Source organism: Streptomyces kunmingensis (assembly GCF_039533535.1).
GTDB lineage: Bacteria > Actinomycetota > Actinomycetes > Streptomycetales > Streptomycetaceae > Streptomyces > Streptomyces kunmingensis.
In genome coordinates, this window is the sequence record NZ_BAAATS010000005.1 from 441,918 (window position 1) to 460,184 (window position 18,267).

16 protein-coding genes and 1 riboswitch are annotated in these 18,267 nt (G+C 71.0%); of the genes, 3 read left to right on the plus strand and 13 right to left on the minus strand.

Features of this window, described 5'->3' with window-relative positions; genetic code table 11:
* Positions 1-6: 6 nt before the first annotated feature.
* The 3 genes from ABD366_RS07250 to ABD366_RS07260 all read right to left on the minus strand — a co-directional run bounded on the left by ABD366_RS07250 (position 7) and on the right by ABD366_RS07260 (position 5,585).
* Complete coding sequence (locus tag ABD366_RS07250) at positions 7-2,505, minus strand: glycoside hydrolase family 3 C-terminal domain-containing protein (protein ID WP_324770572.1); 2,499 nt, start codon at positions 2,503-2,505, stop codon at positions 7-9.
* A 75-nt stretch (positions 2,506-2,580) separates the two neighbouring features.
* The gene (locus ABD366_RS07255; protein WP_324770571.1) at positions 2,581-4,341 is read right to left on the minus strand and encodes a discoidin domain-containing protein; all 1,761 of its coding nucleotides are present in this window, start codon (positions 4,339-4,341) and stop codon (positions 2,581-2,583) included.
* 119 nt (positions 4,342-4,460) lie between these two features.
* Positions 4,461-5,585 carry a DUF1996 domain-containing protein gene (locus tag ABD366_RS07260; RefSeq protein ID WP_324770570.1) on the minus strand — a complete coding sequence of 375 codons (1,125 nt, stop codon included), beginning with the start codon at positions 5,583-5,585 and terminating at the stop codon, positions 4,461-4,463.
* Between the two features lie 331 nt (positions 5,586-5,916).
* Here ABD366_RS07260 and ABD366_RS07265 point away from each other — a divergent pair, with 331 nt between their 5' ends.
* Entirely contained in the window at positions 5,917-6,498 is a 582-nt protein-coding gene (locus tag ABD366_RS07265) for a histidine phosphatase family protein (protein WP_324770569.1), read from the plus strand.
* A 257-nt stretch (positions 6,499-6,755) separates the two neighbouring features.
* On the opposite strand, the gene ABD366_RS07270 is transcribed toward ABD366_RS07265, so the two are convergent.
* The 10 genes from ABD366_RS07270 to ABD366_RS07315 form a co-directional block, all read right to left on the minus strand.
* On the minus strand, positions 6,756-7,523 hold the full coding sequence (locus ABD366_RS07270; protein WP_324770568.1) for a CbtA family protein: 768 nt from the start codon (positions 7,521-7,523) through the stop codon (positions 6,756-6,758).
* Between the two features lie 22 nt (positions 7,524-7,545).
* Positions 7,546-7,767, minus strand: a complete 222-nt coding sequence (locus tag ABD366_RS07275; RefSeq protein WP_324770567.1) for a CbtB domain-containing protein — start codon at positions 7,765-7,767, stop codon at positions 7,546-7,548.
* Between the two features lie 229 nt (positions 7,768-7,996).
* Positions 7,997-9,055, minus strand: a complete 1,059-nt coding sequence (locus ABD366_RS07280; protein WP_324770565.1) for an enoyl-CoA hydratase/isomerase family protein — start codon at positions 9,053-9,055, stop codon at positions 7,997-7,999.
* A gap of 150 nt (positions 9,056-9,205) precedes the next feature.
* Positions 9,206-9,625, minus strand: a complete 420-nt coding sequence (locus ABD366_RS07285; protein WP_324770564.1) for a TOBE domain-containing protein — start codon at positions 9,623-9,625, stop codon at positions 9,206-9,208.
* Between the two features lie 89 nt (positions 9,626-9,714).
* Positions 9,715-10,809, minus strand: coding sequence for an ABC transporter ATP-binding protein (locus ABD366_RS07290; protein WP_324770563.1), 1,095 nt, complete (start codon positions 10,807-10,809; stop codon positions 9,715-9,717).
* Entirely contained in the window at positions 10,806-11,657 is an 852-nt protein-coding gene (gene modB, locus ABD366_RS07295; protein WP_324770562.1) for a molybdate ABC transporter permease subunit, read from the minus strand. Before modB ends, ABD366_RS07290 begins: the two co-directional genes overlap by 4 nt.
* Positions 11,654-12,481, minus strand: a complete 828-nt coding sequence (gene modA / locus ABD366_RS07300) for a molybdate ABC transporter substrate-binding protein (RefSeq protein WP_324770586.1) — start codon at positions 12,479-12,481, stop codon at positions 11,654-11,656. The genes modB and modA overlap by 4 nt, the downstream gene beginning before the upstream one ends.
* A gap of 313 nt (positions 12,482-12,794) precedes the next feature.
* Complete coding sequence (locus ABD366_RS07305; RefSeq protein ID WP_324770560.1) at positions 12,795-13,190, minus strand: TOBE domain-containing protein; 396 nt, start codon at positions 13,188-13,190, stop codon at positions 12,795-12,797.
* Between the two features lie 58 nt (positions 13,191-13,248).
* Complete coding sequence (locus tag ABD366_RS07310) at positions 13,249-13,845, minus strand: hypothetical protein (protein ID WP_324770559.1); 597 nt, start codon at positions 13,843-13,845, stop codon at positions 13,249-13,251.
* A 77-nt stretch (positions 13,846-13,922) separates the two neighbouring features.
* The gene (locus tag ABD366_RS07315; RefSeq protein ID WP_324770557.1) at positions 13,923-15,017 is read right to left on the minus strand and encodes a baeRF3 domain-containing protein; all 1,095 of its coding nucleotides are present in this window, start codon (positions 15,015-15,017) and stop codon (positions 13,923-13,925) included.
* A 154-nt stretch (positions 15,018-15,171) separates the two neighbouring features.
* On the opposite strand from ABD366_RS07315, the gene ABD366_RS07320 reads away from it, so the two are divergent.
* Together ABD366_RS07320 and ABD366_RS07325 are read left to right on the plus strand one after the other, a co-directional pair.
* Positions 15,172-16,614: a basic amino acid/polyamine antiporter gene (locus ABD366_RS07320; RefSeq protein WP_324770556.1), complete on the plus strand. Its 1,443-nt coding sequence runs from the start codon at positions 15,172-15,174 to the stop codon at positions 16,612-16,614.
* A 34-nt stretch (positions 16,615-16,648) separates the two neighbouring features.
* Positions 16,649-17,911: an arginine deiminase gene (locus tag ABD366_RS07325; RefSeq protein WP_324770554.1), complete on the plus strand. Its 1,263-nt coding sequence runs from the start codon at positions 16,649-16,651 to the stop codon at positions 17,909-17,911.
* 124 nt (positions 17,912-18,035) lie between these two features.
* Positions 18,036-18,238: riboswitch (cobalamin riboswitch) on the plus strand.
* Positions 18,239-18,267: the final 29 nt, after the last annotated feature.

Sequence of the window (18,267 nt, forward strand, 5' to 3'; positions counted from 1 at the left end):
CGCAGCTTAATCGTGCCGGGTCACCGCGCATAGAGCGCTCTCTTGACCATGGCCGCCGCTCCTGCCGGCTTCGCGCACCTGTACCTCCACGGGTGCGGTGAGCGGGAGATCCCCGGCCGAGCGCCCCACGTGCACGGTGAACCGGCCTGGCTCAGCAGCCCAGTTGCCCTCCTCGACGCTCCAGTGCCGCAGCGAGCGGCCGTCCACCGTCACATCGGCGACTACTGTCTCGCCAGGTACCGCGCGTACGGCCGCGTAGCCGGCGAGCCAGCGCACCGGCCGTTCCACCTCCGAGTCCGGCCGGGACAGATACACCTGGACGATCTCGCGCCCGGCCCTCTCCCCCGTGTTGCGCATCCGCACCGTGACGGTGAACTCCCGTGCCGTGGAGACGATTTCGGGAACGTCGACACTCTCGTAGCGCCATGTCGTGTAGCCGAGGCCGTGGCCGAACCAGTAGGCGGGGGTGCGTCCGGCGCGCAGCCAGGCCCGGTGTCCGACGTGCAACCCTTCGTCGTACGCGAGCACGCCGTCGACGGGCCGGGTGGCGGTCACGGGGGCGTCGTCGAGGCGCCCGGCCCAGGTCGTCGGGAGCCTGCCGCCGGGTTCGACGAAGCCGAACAGGATGTCGGCGAGGGCCCCGCCCGCTTCCTGGCCCGGCAGCCAGGTGAGCAGGACCGCGCCGACCGAGGAGCGCCACGGCAGCTCGACCGGCCCCCCGGAGTTCACGACCACGACGGTACGGGGAGCGGCCGCGGCGACGGCCCGCACGAGGTCGTCCTGGTGCCCGGGCAGGGCGAGGGAGGTGCGGTCGTGGCCCTCCGCCTCGCTCCCGTCGGTGGTGCCCACGACGACGATCGCCACGTCGGCGGAGCGGGCCGCCGCGACGGCCTCGGCGAGTGCCGTGTCGACGGGCGGGGCGGGCGGGGCCGCTGTCAGGACGGTGGCGCGGCCGGTGTCGGGCGCGAGTTCGCGCCGCGCCACGACGAGTACGGGGGTCCCTGCGGTGAGGGTGTGGTGTGCCGTGGGGCCGGGCGGCTGTACGTGGACCACGGCCGGGTCGTCGGTGGCGCGGGGGAACGTGCCGTCGATCAGCCGGTGGCCGTCCACGAACAGGGACATCCGGCCGAACCCGCCGAGGCCGAACGACCATCGGCCACCGGTATCCGGCGTCAGCAGGGCACTGATCTCCACGGTGTGGGCGCCGTCGCGCAGCGCCGGTTCGAGCAGGCGGCCCGAGCGCCGGTGCTCGCCGTAGAGCTCGTCGCCGTCGGCGTCCAGCAGCCGCAGCAGGACGCCTGGCTCACCGGATCGCGGGTCCGTGCAGTTGCGGGGGTCCAGCGGGACGGGCGGGGCTCCGAGATCCGGGCCCGCGGCATGGACGACGCGGGCCCGGCCGCGCAGCCACTCCCGGATCCCGTCCAGCGGGGAGACGACGCGCTCGGGGAAGACCCCCGCGCTGCCGCCGCCCTGGACACGCGGCGCCACGGCGTGCGCGCCGATGACCGCGACCGTGCTCAACTCGGCGGCGCGCAAGGGGAGTACGCCGTCATTGTCCAGCAGCACCGTGCCGGCCGCGGCGGCGCGACGCAGCAACCGCCGGCCGAGCGAGGGGTCAGGGGCCGTACGCCGCAGCGAAGCGGGGCCCCCGTCCAGGGCGCCGACCCGCTGGGCCAGGAGCAGCAGTCGGCGTACCTTGTCGTCGATCGCGGCCTGTGGCACCTGCCCGGCGGCCAGCGCCTCGGCGAGCGCCTCGTCCCAGGGGCCGCCCGGTCCCGGCATCGCGAGGTCGAGGGCGGCGTTGGCCGTGTCCACCGCGGTGCGCAGGGCGCCCCAGTCGGAGAGGACGACGCCGTCGAAGCCCCACTCCTCCTTCAGGGGGCGGGCGAGCAGCGGGCTGGCGGTCAGGGTGGTGCCGTTGACGCGGTTGTACCCGGCCATCACCGCCCAGACGCCGGCGTCGACGGCCGCCTCGAAGGGGGCCAGGCAGACCTCGCGCAGGGTCCGCTCGTCGACCCGTACGTCCATGGTCAGCCGGCCCGTCTCCGAGTCGTTGGCCACGAAGTGTTTGGCGGTCGCCGCGACGCCCTGGCTCTGGAGGCCGCGGACGAGCGCGGCGCCGACGCGGCCCACGAGCCAGGGGTCCTCGGAGAAACACTCGAAGTGCCGCCCGGCGAGCGGCGAGCGGTGCAGGTTGAGGTTGGGGGCGAGGACGACCTGCACCCCTTTGCGGCGCGCTTCCTGGGCAAGCAACTCACCTACTTCTGCGACGAGTTGTTCGTCCCAGGACGCGGCGAGGGCCGAGGCGGACGGCAGCAGGACCGAGGTGATCCGCTCGTCCCAGGCCTCTCCCCGTACCCCCGCGGGCCCGTCCGAGGTCACCACCTCGGTCAGGCCCACGGCGGGTTCGGCGCGGGTGCGCCAGGTGGTCCCGCCCGTGAGCAGCCGTACCTTCTGCCGCGGACTCAGCTTCTCGGTCAGCCGGTCCGGCTCCTCGTCGGCCATGGCCCCCACCCTTTCCGTCCCCGCCCCAGAGCGCCGTAGAGCGCTCTCTCACAGTGTCGTTCTATCGGATACCGGTCAGTTGTAGATGCCGAACTCGTAGAGGGAGTAGCCGTATCCGGTTCCTCGGGCGGTGCCGTTGACGCGGACGTAACGGCCGGTGCCGTTCACGTCGAAGTCGTCGACGCCGCCGTTGCCGTCGGTGACCTGGCGGACGGTCGTCCAGTTCTGTCCGTCGTCCGAGGTCTGGATCGTGTACGCCTTCGCGTACGAGGTCTCCCAGTTGAGCTGGACGTGGTTGAACGAGCGGCGGGAGCCGAGGTCGACCTGGACCCACTGCGGGTCGCTCCAGTCACTGGCCCAGCGGGTGTCGTTCTTGCCGTCGACGGCCAGCGGCGCGGTGCACGGGCAGTCGCCGTAGTCGGTGGTCTGCTGCGAGGAGGCGGTGGCGGGCCTGTTCAGCGCGATGTTCGTCCCGGTGACGGGCGGCGGCACGACGCGCACCGAGCGGGTCTCGACGCCGACGTTGCCGTGGCCGTCGGTGGCCTTGACGTAGATCTTCCAGACACCGGGCTTGTCCGGCGCGGTCACCTTCAGGCGGCCCGAGCCCAGGTCGGTGGCCTGCATGGGGACGAGTTGCTTGCTCTGGTCGATGTAGTTGCTGTTGCTCAGGACCTGGTAGGAGAGCTGGTCACCGTTGGGGTCGGTGGCCTTGGTGGAGAGGATGAGGTCGCGTCCGGCGGGCACGTTCGTGGCGCCGCCCTCGATGTCCAGCTGCGAGATGACCGGCGGGGTGTTGTCCCGCGAGGTGTCGGCCCCGTAGGCCTTCTTCACGGCATAGTACGACAGCCGCTTCTCGCCGGCGGGCAGCAGGTTGAACCAGATGCCGCCGAAGTCGTACTCGGTGCCGTAGTGGAACATGGTGGCGCCCAGGGCGACTCCCTGATGCCCGGTGATGCAGTTCCACGCCTTGCCGTAGCCCTCGGCCTTGGCCTGGTCGGTGGGCTCCTGCGGTACGCCGTTCGCGTCGTCCGGCACCTCCCACTCCCCCGCGGGACCGGTCTCGGTGACGATGTACGGCTTGGTGTAACCACCCTGCTGCCAGGCGGACTTGATGTCGCAGACCGCGTTGTAGGAGTTGACGGCGTACAGGTCGAGGTCGGGCGCGTTCTTCTTGTAGTAGGGCCAGGCGCCGACCCACGCGTCGGTCGAGGTGACCGGGTGGTTCGGGTCGACGGCGTGGATCTTCTTGGTGATGTCGTTGACGAAGGTCGTGTAGGCGTTGCGCTGCTTCTCCAACTCGTCGCCGCTGTAGCAGTTCTGCAGCCCGAGAACGGATTCGTTGCCGACGTTCCACATCAGGACGCCCGGGTTGTCCTTGTACGTCTGCGCCCACTTGGGGAACTCGGCGAGCATCTGGTTCTTGTACGTGGTGTCCGTCAGGTAGTTCACACAGCCACCGCTGCCGGGGCCGCCGCCGGGCTGGAGCCAGAAGCCCGCGATGACCTTGATGCCGTGTGCGGCGGCCGAGTCGAGGAGGGGCTTGCTGCTCGCGTCGGTGCCCCAGGTGCGGATGGTGTTGACGCCCATGGACTTCAGATCGGGCAGGTACCGGTCGGCGTCGGCGACGGAGGGCCCCCAGGTCAGGCCCTTGACCTGATACGGCGCACCGTTGACCTGCAACTGCCAGTTGCCCTGCGAACCGGTCACCTTGACCACGTCGGCCGCGGCATGCGCGGCTTGGCCGGGCAGAGCGAGGAAACCGGCCGCCAGCACACCCGCGGTGAGGGGCGTGGCCAGTCGGTGCGTTCTCCGGTTGATGGTGCGGGTCCTGCGCATGGGGGTGCCTCCGGCGGGGGTCGGTGGGAGAAGCGGGGGGAGGGAAAGGAACGGTGGGGCCGAGGGAAGGGGCGACGGCCGGTCAGGGCGGCCGCCGCCCCGGGTGCCTGCCCGGTGGGTCAGGGCAGTTCGTAGCGGTCGTTGAGGACCGCGCCCTTCTCGGGGTGGTTCTGGTCGTAGCCGCGCGGGTCGCACTGGAGACCGCCGACGACGCAGTGGTCCACCATCGCCTTCAGCGTCCGGTCGTCCCAGGCGTTGAAGAAGTCGTAGTGGAAGGAGTAACTCGGGCCGCTGGACAGCCGCAGTTTCGACAGATCGCCGTTGACGGGGAACGCCATCTTGAACTCGATCATCGGCAGCGCGACGGGGTGGTCGGCCGGGCAGATGTTGTCGTTCGTGCCGTTCTTCACCACGGGATAGGCCATGTGGCCCTTGTGGTCAGGGGTGTCCAGATACTTCCCGTCCCAGCAACTCGGCGCCTGGAAGCGGATATTGACCTGGGTGGACGGGGTGGTGGGGCAGTCCTTGGGGAAGTCGACGTTGAAGAAGCTGTCGCCGCACTCCCAGCCCTCCACGAAGCCGGGGTGGTTGCGGAACTCCTGCGCGCTCTGCATCGGGCTGCCGACGACGAACCGCAGCCCCTTGGGGAAGGGACGCACGCTGGTGTAGTCGGTGACTCCGGCCTTGTAGTAGATGGTCTGCTCGCCGACGGGCAGCACCGGCTTGTCGCCGTTGAGCATCGTCGGCATCCAGTAGCCGGACCTGTCACCGGGGGCGAGGCACTTGGTGGAGCCCCGGTCGAGCGACTCGGTGGTGCTGTTCGCGTCGGTCGTGGTGTTGCCCATGAACGTGTGGTCGTGGGACTTGCCGGCCTGGCCCGGGTAGACGATGGGGTCGTCGGGCTTGGTGTGGGTGACGTAACAGTGCGCCTGGAACTCGTGGAAGTAGGCCTGCGGCGGCTGCTTCGTGGACGGTTCGACGCCCGTGACCGGCGGGTTCGCGGGAATGTAGCCGTCCGCGTCCGCGTCCTCCGCGGCGGGCACGGTGGACGCGGCCATCGTGTGGCCCTGGTGCGTGGAGGCGGCTGCGGACGACTGCTGAGGAGTCGACTGCTGTACGGGTGCCTCGGCGGCGCCTGCGGTGAGGGCCGCCCCGCCCACACCCAGCGTGGTCAGCACGAGTGCGCCGGATATCAGCAGCCCTGAGACGAGTTTCGATCTCCCTGCATGGAGACCTCCTGCCATGTCGGTACGACGTGTGGTGGGGGGTGGGCGGCGGCACAAGAGGGGCCGCCGCCCGTGGGACAGGTCGTGCGCGGTACCTGAGAGAGCGCTCTCTCGCCGGGGAGTGTTCTCGCTCTGACGGGACAGTGTCAAGAGAAAGTGAACGGCCTGTTTCACCAGGATTCACTGGGAGAGGGCGGACGCGGGCGCTTCAGGGGCGTCTTCCGGGTCGGTCAAGTGCCGTTACTGATAGAAGAGTTGACTGGTGAGAGAGCGCTCCCGCCCATCTCCGCGCCCGAACGGCGGCGCCTCGCGCACACGCCGAGGAGCCCGATCGCTAATCTCGGTTCTCATGAACCAGACCAGCCGCGTCCTCCTCGTGACGCCCGCCCTGAGCGTGGCGCAGCGCCGGGCCGCTTTCGACGACGGCAGCCCGCTCGGCCCCGTGGGCGTCTCGCAGGCCCGCGCGGCAGCCGGGTCGCTGCCCGCGGATGTCCGGGCGATGGTTTCGCCCAGCGTGCGGTGCGCGGAGACCGCCGGGGAGCTGGGACTCAAGGACGCCGGAACCCGCGCCGAACTGGCGGGGCTTGACGCGGGGAATTGGCGCGGCAGGACGCTTGAGGAGGTGGGCAAGGCGGAACCCGAGGCGCTGAGGCGTTGGCTCACCGAACCGGAGGCGGAAGCGCCCGGCGGGGAGTCGGTGGCGCAGGTGTGCGCGCGGGTCGCGCGGTGGCTGGAGGACCTGGAGCCCGGCGCGGGACGCCTCATCGCCGTGGTGGAACCGGACGTGGTGCGGGCCGCGGTCGTGCATGCGGTGGGGGCGCCGCCGGCCGCGTTCTGGCGGCTGGACGTGGCGCCGCTGACGGTCACGGAACTCAGCGGGCGCCTCGGCCGGTGGAACGCCGGGATCGGCCGTCCGCTGAGCGCGTCCTGAGTCCCACTTCTACGCCCTAACTCAGTTGCGCACAGCGCCAGTTGTGTCCTCGTAGGCGCGAGGGTCCGGCGTCGCCGACCGCACTCCCGCTGCGGTCGGCGACGCGTCCAGTGGCGTCCCGGCGGCGGCCGAACCGGGTCGACGCCCGGCCGCGTACCCCGCCTCGCCCGCGCCCGGAGCACGCCGCCCCGCCCGTGCTCCAACGACGCGAGAGGACCCTCGGACGGTTCCGCGGGCCCTCTCGTGCGACGGGTCGGTCACTGCCCGGCCGGTACCGCCCGACCGGATGCCACGACGGTCCGCGGTCGCAGCACCCGCTCGGCCAACTCGCCGAAGATCAGGCCGAATCCGCCCCACATGACGATCTGCATGGCGAGGGCGGAGAGCCTGAAGCGCCACAGCAGAGCGGCCGGGAAATGCTCCGGCACATCGTTGATCACCGGCAGGAACGCGAACGCGAGTCCGGTCGCGACGGCGAAGGCGAGCACCGCCACGACCGTGGCGTACCAGGTGCCGAGTCCGGGGGCGAGACGCTTGCCGAGGATCGTCGCGCCGACGGCGAGGAGCACGCTCAGCACCATCATCAGGAAGTACAGGATCGTCCGCTTGCCGATGGTGTCGGGGTTGCCGACGGCGGGCGGGTTGGCCGGATACTTCAGGAACGGGACGACGTACACGGCGAGCAGCGCGCAGACCGACAGCAGCAGCGCCGTGGCGCGCGGGCCGAAGCGGCCCACCCGGCCCAGGGCGAAGCAGTAGGCGAGTGCGGCGATGCCGCCGAAGGCGACCCCGTAGACGAGGACGCCGGTGGCGAGCCCGGCCGTGGACTGCAGGCTCCGCGTGACGAGTTCGACCTCCTCCCCGTCGCCGTGCGAGTGGCCGGCGTGGGCCGACTCCTCGAGACCGATCGCCTTGTCCACGTTCGGCTCACCGAGCCAGTAGGCGATGACCAGGGCAAGCACACCGGCGGCCAGACCGGCGAGCATGCCCCGGACGAGCAATCTACGTACAGTTGTTGAGTTCATGAGCTGTGCGGCGTCCCTCACGTCAGTGGCAGGGGAAGCCGAGCAGGTGGCGGGCGTCGTGCACCCACTCATGGACTCCCGCGCCGCTGAACACGGACGTGGCGCCCTGTTCCGCGCCGACGAAGTACAACAGGACCAGCATCAGGACGCCGAAGAAGGCCGCCCAGGGGGCGATCGCCTTCAACGGCAGAGTGGCGGGTACGGCAGGGGTCGTGGCTGACGGCTGGGCGACATGCTGCGCCATGGCAGGGCCTCCTCGGGAGTTCGCGTCCCATCTCGGTGGTGCACAGGACGACAGCCACGGGTCTGACTCACGAGCGGTCCTGGGACCGCCCGCACACAGTGGCGCGACCGTGCCGGATTTCCACCGGCTTCCGTCGTGCCGTCGTCGATACGCACTGAAGGTACCGCGTGTCGCGTGCATGGCCAAGGCAGTCGCGGGCGCGGTGACCTCGCACACGCCGCACGCGCGCTCACAACACGCTGGTGCCGAGCCCCAGTTCACGCTCCCCCAGCGATGCGAAGTGCCGCTCCACCTCGGCGTCGGTGACCTCGGCGAGGGTCCGCGGCGACCAGCGGGGCCTGCGGTCCTTGTCGATGACCTGGGCGCGCACCCCTTCGACGAAGTCCGGATTGTGCATCGCCGCGCAGGAGACGCGGTACTCCTGGTCGAGGACGCTCTCCAGGGAACCGAGTGCGCGGGCCCGGCGCACCGCGGCCAAGGTGACCTTCACGGCGGTGGGTGACTTGCCGAGCAGCGTCTCGGCCGTTTCCTTGGCCGCCGGGTCCCCGTGGTCGAAGAGCCGGCCGACGATCTCCTCGACCGTGTCGGCCGCGAAGCACGTGTCGGTCCAGGGGCGCTGGGCCGCCAGCTCTCCTTGTGGTGCGGGGTGCGCGTGGCGCGCGAGGGCGTCCTGGGCCGGCTCGGCCGCCAGGTCGGCGAGGAGGGCGGGCAGCGCCGCCGACGGTACGTAGTGGTCGGCGAGCCCGCACAGCAGCGCGTCACCGGCCCCGATGTGCTCGCCCGTGAGCGCGAGCCGGGTCCCGAGTTCGCCGGGGGCGCGCGCGAGCAGGAGGGTGCCGCCGACGTCGGGCACGAAGCCGATGCCGGTCTCCGGCATGGCGACCCGCGAACGTTCGGTGACGACGCGGACGCTGCCGTGCGCGGAGACGCCCACGCCGCCGCCCATCACGATGCCGTCCATCACGGCGACGTAGGGCTTGGGGTAGCGGGCGATACGGGCGTTGAGGTGGTACTCGGCGCGCCAGAAGTCGGCGGAGGCGGCGCCGTCGCCGTCCCGCGCGTCGTCGTGGACGGCGCGGATGTCGCCGCCCGCGCACAGGCCGCGCTCCCCCGCCCCGCTGAGGACGACGGTCCGCACGGTGTCGTCGTGCTCCCACTCGGTCAGCGCCCGGTCGATGCGGCGCACCATGTCGTGGTTGAGGGCGTTGAGTGCGCGCGGCCGGTTGAGGACGAGGTGGGCGGCCCGCCCTTCCCTGCGGACGAGGACGGGGGGTTCGGCGCCGGTCATCCGGGGGCCTCCGTCGGGGCAGGGGTCGCGAGGACGCGCATGATCTCGTCGTTTCCTTCCGGGCGAGGGCCCGCGGGGCCCGGACGATCTTCTCGGGATCATCCTCTCCGATCGCCCCGCGGGTCATGCGGCGGCCTGCCGGAGCCGGTGTCAGGCGGTGACGAGGGACACCTGGGTCGACTTCATGAGAGCGACGACGGAGGACCCCGCGCCCAGACCGAGGTCGGTGACCGCGTCCTTGGTGACGGCGGCGGTCAGTTCGCCGCCGTCGACGGCGATCCTGACGGTGGCCATGGCGCCGCCCGCGGTCACGTCGGTGACGGTGCCGGGCAGTTGGTTACGGATGGACAGGCCCTCCACCGGGGCGGTGGCCAGCGCCACCCCGGTGGACTTGACCAGGGCGCGGACCAGGGAGCCGTCGGCGAGGCCGAGGTCCTTGACGGACTCCCGGGTGACGGCGGCCGTGAGGTGCCGGCCGCTGTCGAGACGGACCTGGACCGTTGCCATCACCTCGCCGGACGTGATGGCGGTGACGGTTCCGGGCAGCTGGTTGCGGATGCTCAGGGTCATGACGGCGCACCCATCGAACAGAGTGTTTTGCCCGTTACGGGCCTGTTGCGGCTCACCGTAGCGCGAAGGGGGCGGCCTGCGGATCCGGTTCAGGCCGGGTAGGCGTGGGTCTGGGCCGCTTTGACGGTCGCCCATACCGTGGCGCCGGGGTGCAGGTCGAGTTCGGCCGCGGCGACCGTGGTGAGGTCGGCGGCGAGCGGGAGTTCGCCGGTGAGGGCGGCGCGGATCTGGTCGCCGTGGGTTTCCATGCCGCTCACTTCGCAGCGCCACAGGTTGCGGGCGCTGGAACCGGTGGGGCGTTCGCCGTGCAGGGTCACCGCTCCCGGCGGGAAGGCGACGAAGACGGGGCCCGTGAGGTCCTCGGTGGTGGTGATCGCGGGGCCCTGGTCGTCGAGGTGGACGGTGTGGCCGTCGGCGCGTCCCCGGTAGAGGTTGAGGCCGACGAGCTGGGCGATGTAGTCGGTACGGGGGCGCCGGGCGATGTCGGCGGGGGCGCCCTGCTGGACGACGTACCCGTTCTCCACGACGACCAGCCGGTCGGCAAGGACCATGGCGTCCAGCGGGTCGTGCGTGACCAGGACGGCAACGGCCTCGAACTCGGCCAGGTGGCGGCGGAGTTGGGCCCGGACGTCGAGACGGGTGCGGGCGTCCAGGGCGGCCAGGGGTTCGTCGAGGAGGAGCAGGCGGGGGCGTGTGGCCAGGGCGCGGGCGAGAGCGACGCGCTGGGCCTGGCCGCCGGACAGACGGCGCGGCTTGGCTCCGGCGTGGGCGGCCAGGCCCATGCGGTCGAGCCAGACGGCCGCCTCGGCGCGGGCCTCCGCCTTGGTCCTGCCCTGGCAGCGCGGGCCGAAGGCGACGTTGTCCAGGGCGCTCAGGTGCGGGAAGAGCAGATAGTCCTGGAAGACGACGCCGACGGGGCGGGATTCGGGCGGGGTGCCGTCCAGTTCGGCGCCGTCGAGCCGCAGATGCCCGTCGTCGAGCGGGGCGAGGCCGGCGAGGGCGCGCAGGGCGGTGGTCTTGCCCGCGCCGTTCGGGCCGAGCAGGGCGACGACGTCGCCGGGGGCCGCGGTCAGGGCCACGTCGAGACGGAAGGTGCCGCGGTCGACGACGAGGCGTGCGTCGAGGCCCGCCCCGTCCGTGCCGGAGCCGCTCGGGGTCGACGTCGAGGCCGGGGTCGGAGTCATGAGGCGGTCATCCAGCGGTCACGCAGGCCCGCGAGGACCGTGATGGACACGGCGAGCAGGACCAGGCTGAGGGCGATGGCCGCGGCCGGGTCGCTCTGCAGGGCGAGGTAGACGGCGAGCGGCATGGTCTGGGTGCGGCCGGGGAAGTTGCCGGCGAAGGTGATGGTCGCGCCGAACTCGCCGAGCGCGCGTGCCCAGGCGAGGACCGAGCCGGCGGCGACGCCGGGCGCGATCAGCGGCAGCGTCACCCGGCGGAACGCGGTGAAGCGGGAGGCGCCGAGGGTCATGGCGGCCTCCTCGTAGCGCGGGTCGGCGGCGCGCAGGGTGCCTTCGACGCTGATGACGAGGAACGGCATGGCGACGAACGCCTCCGCGATGACGACGCCGGTCGTGGTGAACGGCAGCGTGAGGCCGAACCACTGGTCCAGGTACTGGCCGACGATGCCGTTGCGGCCGAGCGCCGTCAGCAGCGCCACACCGCCGACCACCGGCGGCAGGACGAGCGGCAGCGTGACCAGGGCGCGTACGAGACCGCGGCCGCGGAACTCGGTGCGGGCCAGCAGCCAGGCCAGCGGCACGCCGAGCACCAGGCTGACCAGCGTCGCCAAGGTGGCGCACACGAGGGACAGTTGCAGCGCCTGCCACACCTCGGTGCTGGTGAGCTGGGACGGCAGGTCCCGCCACGGGGCGCGGACGAGCAGGGCGAGCAGCGGCACCACGAGGAACGCCAGGCCCACGAGGGCGGGCAGCAGCAGGGGCAGGGGCGCGGCGCGGCGGCGGGTGCGACGGCGCCGCGGACCGCCCCGGAGGGCGTCGGCCGCGGCGTCGCGCTTGTCGAGCTGGGTCACGGCTTGAGGAATCCGGCCCCGGTCAGGACCTTCTGGCCGTTGGCGGATTGCACGAGCGCGATGAACGCCTTGGCCGCGGCGGTGTTGGGGGCGTCCTTGAGCAGGGCGATCGGGTAGTCGTTGACGGCGTCGGCCGATTCGGGGAAGTCCACGCCCTCCACCTTGTCACCTGCCGCCTTCACATCGGTCTTGTAGACGACGGCGGCGTCGGCCTCCTTCAGCTCGACCTTGGTCAGGGCGCTCTTGACGTCCTGCTCGTAACTGACCGGGGTGAGCTTCAACTGGCTGGCGTCCAGCGCCTTCTGGGCGGCGGCGCCGCACGGCACCGTCTTGTCGCACAGCACGACCTTCAGGTCGGACTTGGTGAGGTCCCCCAGCGAGGCCACCTTGTCGGGGTTGCCCGGCAGGGTGGCGATCTCCAGCTGGTTGCGGACGAAGGTGCTCGGGTCACCGGCCGCGGTGCCCTTGTCCGTGACGGTCTTCATCGTCTTGGGGCTCGCGGCGGCGAACACGTCGGCCGGGGCGCCGCCCGTGATGCCGGCCGCGAGGCTGTCGCTGCCGCCGAAGTTGAAGGTGACCTTGGTGCCGGGGTGCGCCTTCTCGAACTGCTCGCCCAGCGTCGTGAAGCTCTCCTTGAGCGAGGCGGCGGCGAACACGGTCACCGTGCCGGACAGCTTCTTGTCCGCCGAGGCGCCGGAGGACGAGCCGGAGTCGGAACCGGAGTCCGAGTCGGACGAGCCGCAGGCGCTCAGGGTCAGCAGCGCGGCGGTGCCGAGACCGGCCACGGACATCATCCGGCGGGTCCGGCGCACGGAACGGGTCATCACGGGGTCCACTCCCTTAAATCCTGAGCTTGCGGTTCCAGGGCCTGCGGTTCAGGAGCAGCATGCGATTTCGGGGCATGCGGTTCCGGAGCGTTCGACCGGTGCGGCAGCCGACGGGTTACGTTGATCATACTGCCGCATCTGCGAGGCGTAAGTCTCCCGTCACATCGCATGAGCTGGTGCCTTGCGCCTTGGAGGTACGCATGTGCGTCCACTCCCGGCGGCCGGACCCGGGTTCGGCCTGACGCGGGGCACGCCACAGCACCCGGATCGGCGCGATCCGGGTGGACGGGACGGTGGCTGCCGGCCGCGGTCAGACGCGGTCGATGTGGACGTTGGTGGACTTGACGCGGGCGGTGGCCTCCATGCCGACCTCGAGGCCCAGCTCCTCCACGGCCTCCCGGGTCAGCAGGGAGACCAGCCGGTGGGGTCCGGCCTGGATCTCCACCTGCGCGGCCACGTCACCGAGTTTGACGGCGGTGACGATCCCGGGGAACGCGTTGCGGACGGAGGTGTACGAGACGTCGTCCTCGCCGCCCGTGCCCTTGGCCAGTTCCACGGAGAACGCGGCGAGGTCCTTGCCGTCGATGAGCCGGCGCCCGCCCTCGTCCCGGAGCGTGACGATGCGGCCCGCGTCGGCCCAGCGCCGCGCGGTGTCCGGGCTCACTCCGAGCAGCCGTGCCGCCTGGCCGATTGTGTAGGACTGCATGGATCACAAGATAGCGACCTGGTCAGAGCCCTGGTCAGGCGGCACCCGTCCGGGACCGTCAGTACCGCTGCGCCTTGACGATCTTGGCGGTCAGGTGCGGCTGCGGCGGCTTCGAGCTGATGGCCAGCGGCTGGGCGCGGTCGCCCGCCTTCAGGTCCTTCGCACCGACGACCTTGGTCTCGACGACCTTGCCCTCGGACGTGCTGAAGTCGACCTGGACCGCGAAGGAGGCCGTCTTGTCGGTCTTGTTGGTGATGGTGACGACGAGGGCGCGCACGTTGTTCGTCTCGGAGAGGGGTTTCCCTGTCATCGAGACGTCCTTCATGGCGTTGCCCTGACCGTCGACGGCGGCCAGCTGCTTCGTGAACTCCTGCCGGTTGCGCTCCACGTCGGCGGCGACCGACGCCTCGAAGTCGTGCGCCCGCTCCGACGCCGACTCGGCCGCCGCGGAGGCCGACCGCTTGGCCTCCGCCTTCTTCGACGCGGCGTCGGAGGCCATCGAGGACGGCGGCTCGCCGGAGAAGTTCGACGACTTCGGGGCCGTGGGCCGCGGGCTGGCACTGGCGCCGCTGTCGTTGCCGCTGTCACTGCTGCACGCCGTGAGCGCAAGGGCCCCGGTGACCGCGCACGCGGCGAGGAGGGAAGCTGCACGCATGTGAGAGTTCCTTTCCTACGGCTTATAAGGCCTCTACGACTCGTACGGCTTGGACGACTTGCACGGCTTGCACAACTTCAAAAGCGCAGTACGGCTGCGACGTGCCCGGCGTCCGCCAGCGTCTCGTCGGGGACGAAGACGACCTGCGCACCGGTCTCCAGAGCGGACTCGACGATCTCGTCCACGATGTCGTGGACCGCGTCCAGGTCGTCGTCCGCCGCCGGTTCGAGGTGCCCCTCGCCGGCCCGTACGGTGATGCGGTAGTTCTCCTCGACGACGAGCCGGTGGATACGGCCGTCCGAGGCCTTCTGCCAGACCTCGTCCACCCCGGCGGCATAGGTGTTGCCGCCGCGCGCCCGGTCGAGCTCGGCGAGCGCCTCGGCGACCACCCGTTCGGCGCCCTCCGCGCGGGCCGGGGCCACGGCTCGGGCGACGGCTTCCGGGGCGGCCTGGGCGAGTCCGCCGAACGGGATCTGGGTCGCACCGTGCGCGGCGCTCCCGGCCTCGGTGAACAGGGCCAGCGCGGCCGGGTCCCCGGTGACGTAGAGCGATCGGGGTTCGCTGCCGAGGACGTCGGCCAGCGCGAGGTCGGCGTCGCGGAAGAACTGCCGGGTCTCCTCGCTGTGGAAGGTGCTGGGCAGATCCCCGACCCGCTCCTTCCGCTCGGAGTCCGGGCGTTCCAGGCTGCGACTGTGCGGGAACCCGTGGGCGGTGTCCTGCGTGACGCGCTCGCCCCTGCCGTTCCAGAGGGTGATCCGGTCGGCGGCCACGGCCAGGACCCAGTACGGGCGCCGCGCGGCGTCGGCGGCGACGAGGTTGCGGGTGAGGAAGGTGTCCGCGAGCACGACACGCTCGGGCACGGGCCGGTCGACGACCCAGGCCTGATGCTCCCCGGGCGCGGCGAAGACGATGAGGCCGTCCCTGGCGTGGGCGAGGTCGAGGTCCGCCACCGCCGCCTTGAGCTGCGCGACCACGTCCTCGCGGCGCTCCTTGGTCACGGCCGGGTCCGCCTCGAGCTGGCGAACGGCCTCGTGGACGAGGTTGTTGAGGCGGACGGGGTCCTGCGCGTTGTCCGGCTGCCGTCGGTGGGTCGGCATCGCCAGGGACACGGCGGGATAGGGCCGCGGTGTGCGGAGGTGTCGCAGGATCTCCGGGTTCAACGAGGAGTGCATGCCTGAGCGCCCTTCTGTCGCAACCCTTTTGTCGCAACTCCTCCATGCTGTGCACAAGTGGGCATATCCGGCCAATTGAACATAAGTAAAAGGTGCGATACCTGAGCAGACAGGACAAGACTGTTCCTCCGGCATCAACAAAGAGGGGGAGGACGTGGAGCAGACCGTCGTCGAGAAGAGCGCGCCCGCCGCCAAACTGTCGCTGTTCACCCTGACCACGATGGTCATCGGCTCCATGGTCGGCGCCGGCGTGTTCTCGCTCCCCCGCCGCTTCGCCGAGCAGACCGGGGTGGCGGGCGCGCTCATCGCCTGGGCGATCGCCGGCACCGGCATGCTGATGCTCGCCTTCGTCTTCCAGTCGCTTGCCGTGCGCCGCCCGGACCTGGACGCGGGGGTGTACGCGTACGCCAAGGCCGGGTTCGGCGAGTACCTGGGCTTCTTCTCGGCGTTCGGCTACTGGGCCAGCGCCTGCGTCGGCAATGTGACGTACTGGGTTCTGATCATGTCCACCGTGGGCGCGATCTGGCCGGCGCTCGGTGAGGGTGACACGGCGATCGCGGTGGTGCTCTCGTCGGCCGGTCTGTGGGCGTTCTTCCTGATGATCAGGCGCGGTGTGAAGGAGGCCGCGGCGATCAACAGGATCGTGACCGTGGCGAAGATCGTGCCGATCCTGGTCTTCGTCGTCCTGGCCCTGGTGTTCTTCAAGCCGTCGGTGTTCGCGGAGAACTGGGGCGGCGCGGACTACGCCGGGTCCCTGTTCGGCCAGGTCCGCGGCACGATGCTGGCCACCGTCTTCGTCTTCCTCGGCGTCGAGGGCGCGAGCGTCTACTCGCGGCACGCCAAGAAGCGCTCCGACGTCGGCCGGGCCACGATCCTCGGCTTCCTCAGCGTCTTCGCCGTCTTCGCCTCCGTCGTCATCGTGTCGTACGGGATCCTGCCGATGGGCGAGATCGCCGAGCTGCGCCAGCCGTCCATGGCGGGCGTGCTCGAGGACGCCGTCGGCACCTGGGGCAAGGTGTTCATCAGCGTCGGCCTGATCGTCTCCGTCCTCGGCGCCTATCTGGCGTGGACGCTGATGGCCGCCGAAGTGCTGTTCGTGGCGGCCAAGGACGACGACATGCCGCGGTTCCTGCGGCGCGCCACCGCCGCGGACGTCCCCGTGCCCGCGCTGCTCATGACGACCGTGCTCACGCAGGTGGTGCTGGTCGTCACCGCGTTCTCGGACGACGCCTTCAACTTCGCGCTCGACCTCACCAGCTCGCTCTCCCTGATCCCGTACCTGCTGGCCGCCGCCTTCGCCGTGAAGCTCGGGACGCGCACCGACCGCCGTACGGAGGGCGGGCGCACCACGTCGCGCGAGCTGACGATCGCGGCGATCGCCACGCTCTACACGGCGTTCATGCTGTACGCCGCCGGGCTGAAGTTCGTCCTGGTCTCGTTCGTCTTCTACGCGCCGGCCACGATCCTGTTCGTCATGGCCCGCAGGGAGCAGGGCAGACGCCTGTTCTCCCCGCGCGAGCTGGCCATCCTGGCCGTGTCCGTCGTGGGCGCCGTGCTCGGCGTCGTCGCGCTGGCCGCCGGCTGGATCAGCCTGTGAGTCCCGTCCGCCCCTCAAGCCCCGGAGGCACACCGTGACCGACCACGACACCCCCGCTTCGGCCGCGTACGGCGTCCACTCCGAGGTGGGCCGGCTGCGCAAGGTGCTCGTCTGCTCGCCGGGGCTCGCCCACCGCCGGCTGACCCCGACCAACGCCGACGATCTTCTCTTCGACGACGTCATGTGGGTGGAGAACGCCCAGCGGGACCACGCCGACTTCGTGAACAAGCTGCGGCAGCGCGGTATCGAGGTGGTCGAGCTGCACGAGCTGCTCGCGCAGACCATGGCGCTGCCCCGAGCGCGGTCCTGGCTTCTGGACCGCAAGATCATCGCCAATCAGGTGGGTACGGGGCTGATCGACGACACCCGCGCCTTCCTGGAGACACTGGAGCCGCGACAGCTCGCCGAGTTCCTCATCGGCGGTCTCGCCACCACCGACCTGCCGGACGAGTACCGCTCCGCGTACGTGTCGATGGCCCGGGAATCGACCGGTGTACGCGAGTACCTGATGCCGCCGCTGCCCAACACGCTCTACACCCGCGACACCACCTGCTGGCTGTACGGCGGCCTCACCCTCAACCCGCTGTACTGGCCCGCGCGGCACGACGAGACCCTGCTGATGAAGGCGATCTACTGCTTCCACCCGGACTTCGTCGACTCGACCGTGTGGTGGGGCGACCCCGAACTCGCCTGGGGGCAGGCCACGTTCGAGGGCGGCGACATCATGCCCGTCGGCAACGGCGTGGTCCTGATGGGCATGAGCGAGCGCACCTCGCGGCAGGCCATCACGCAGGTCGCCGCCGCCCTGTTCAAGAGCGGCGCGGCCGAGCACGTCATCGTCGCCGGGATGCCGAAGCTGCGCTCGGCGATGCATCTGGACACCGTCTTCACGTTCGCCGACCGGGACATCGTGACGCTCTACCCGCGGATCATGGACTCGGTGCACACGTTCTCGCTGCGGCCCAGCGACCGGGCGCCGGGGCTCTCCATCGTCGACGAGGGCTCCGCGTCCTTCGTCGACGTCGTCGCCAAGGGGCTCGGACTGCCGGACCTGCGGGTGATCGAGACCGGCGGCGACGTCTACGCGTCCGAGCGCCAGCAGTGGGACAGCGGCAACAACGCGGTCGCCCTCGAACCCGGCGTCGTCGTCACCTACGACCGCAACACCCAGACCAACACACTGCTGCGCAAGGCCGGCGTCGAGGTCATCACCATCGTCGGCGCCGAACTCGGCCGCGGCCGCGGCGGCGGCCACTGCATGACGTGCCCCATCATCCGCGAGCCCGTGACCTTCTGACCGCGCTCGCCCGCCACGGTGCCGGTGACGAAGACGTCGCCGGGGTACAGGAACGGCCGATCCTGACCCGGGTAGTGAGGCTGCGCACGAGCGGCGAACGATTTCCGGGAGCTGGTCAGGCGCGTGATACGTTCCGGAGGCCAGTCGTACCTTTGTGCGTTCTCGAACGCGTACGGGTCAGGGAATCCGGTGGAAATCCGGAGCTGACGCGCAGCGGTGAGGGTGACGGGCGGAGCCACAGCCACTGAGCCGATCGCCGGTTCGGGAAGGCGCCCCGTCCGGACGATCCCAAGTCCGAAGACCTGCTGGCACCCTCCGGAGCCGAACTGCGGCCGGGGGTGAACCGTAGGCCGGCT

Excerpts from the sequence above, each read along its gene's own strand:
- modA (WP_324770586.1), bottom strand. The coding sequence starts at position 12,481 with ATGACCCGTTCCGTGCGCCGGACCCGCCGGATGATGTCCGTGGCCGGT.
- ABD366_RS07285 (WP_324770564.1), bottom strand. The coding sequence starts at position 9,625 with ATGACCCTGAGCATCCGCAACCAGCTGCCCGGAACCGTCACCGCCATC.
- ABD366_RS07270 (WP_324770568.1), bottom strand. The coding sequence starts at position 7,523 with ATGAACTCAACAACTGTACGTAGATTGCTCGTCCGGGGCATGCTCGCC.
- ABD366_RS07305 (WP_324770560.1), bottom strand. The coding sequence starts at position 13,190 with ATGCAGTCCTACACAATCGGCCAGGCGGCACGGCTGCTCGGAGTGAGC.
- ABD366_RS07260 (WP_324770570.1), bottom strand. The coding sequence starts at position 5,585 with ATGGCAGGAGGTCTCCATGCAGGGAGATCGAAACTCGTCTCAGGGCTG.
- ABD366_RS07250 (WP_324770572.1), bottom strand. The coding sequence starts at position 2,505 with ATGGCCGACGAGGAGCCGGACCGGCTGACCGAGAAGCTGAGTCCGCGG.
- ABD366_RS07275 (WP_324770567.1), bottom strand. The coding sequence starts at position 7,767 with ATGGCGCAGCATGTCGCCCAGCCGTCAGCCACGACCCCTGCCGTACCC.
- ABD366_RS07265 (WP_324770569.1), top strand. The coding sequence starts at position 5,917 with ATGAACCAGACCAGCCGCGTCCTCCTCGTGACGCCCGCCCTGAGCGTG.
- ABD366_RS07315 (WP_324770557.1), bottom strand. The coding sequence starts at position 15,017 with ATGCACTCCTCGTTGAACCCGGAGATCCTGCGACACCTCCGCACACCG.
- ABD366_RS07255 (WP_324770571.1), bottom strand. The coding sequence starts at position 4,341 with ATGCGCAGGACCCGCACCATCAACCGGAGAACGCACCGACTGGCCACG.
- ABD366_RS07310 (WP_324770559.1), bottom strand. The coding sequence starts at position 13,845 with ATGCGTGCAGCTTCCCTCCTCGCCGCGTGCGCGGTCACCGGGGCCCTT.
- ABD366_RS07280 (WP_324770565.1), bottom strand. The coding sequence starts at position 9,055 with ATGACCGGCGCCGAACCCCCCGTCCTCGTCCGCAGGGAAGGGCGGGCC.
- ABD366_RS07290 (WP_324770563.1), bottom strand. The coding sequence starts at position 10,809 with ATGACTCCGACCCCGGCCTCGACGTCGACCCCGAGCGGCTCCGGCACG.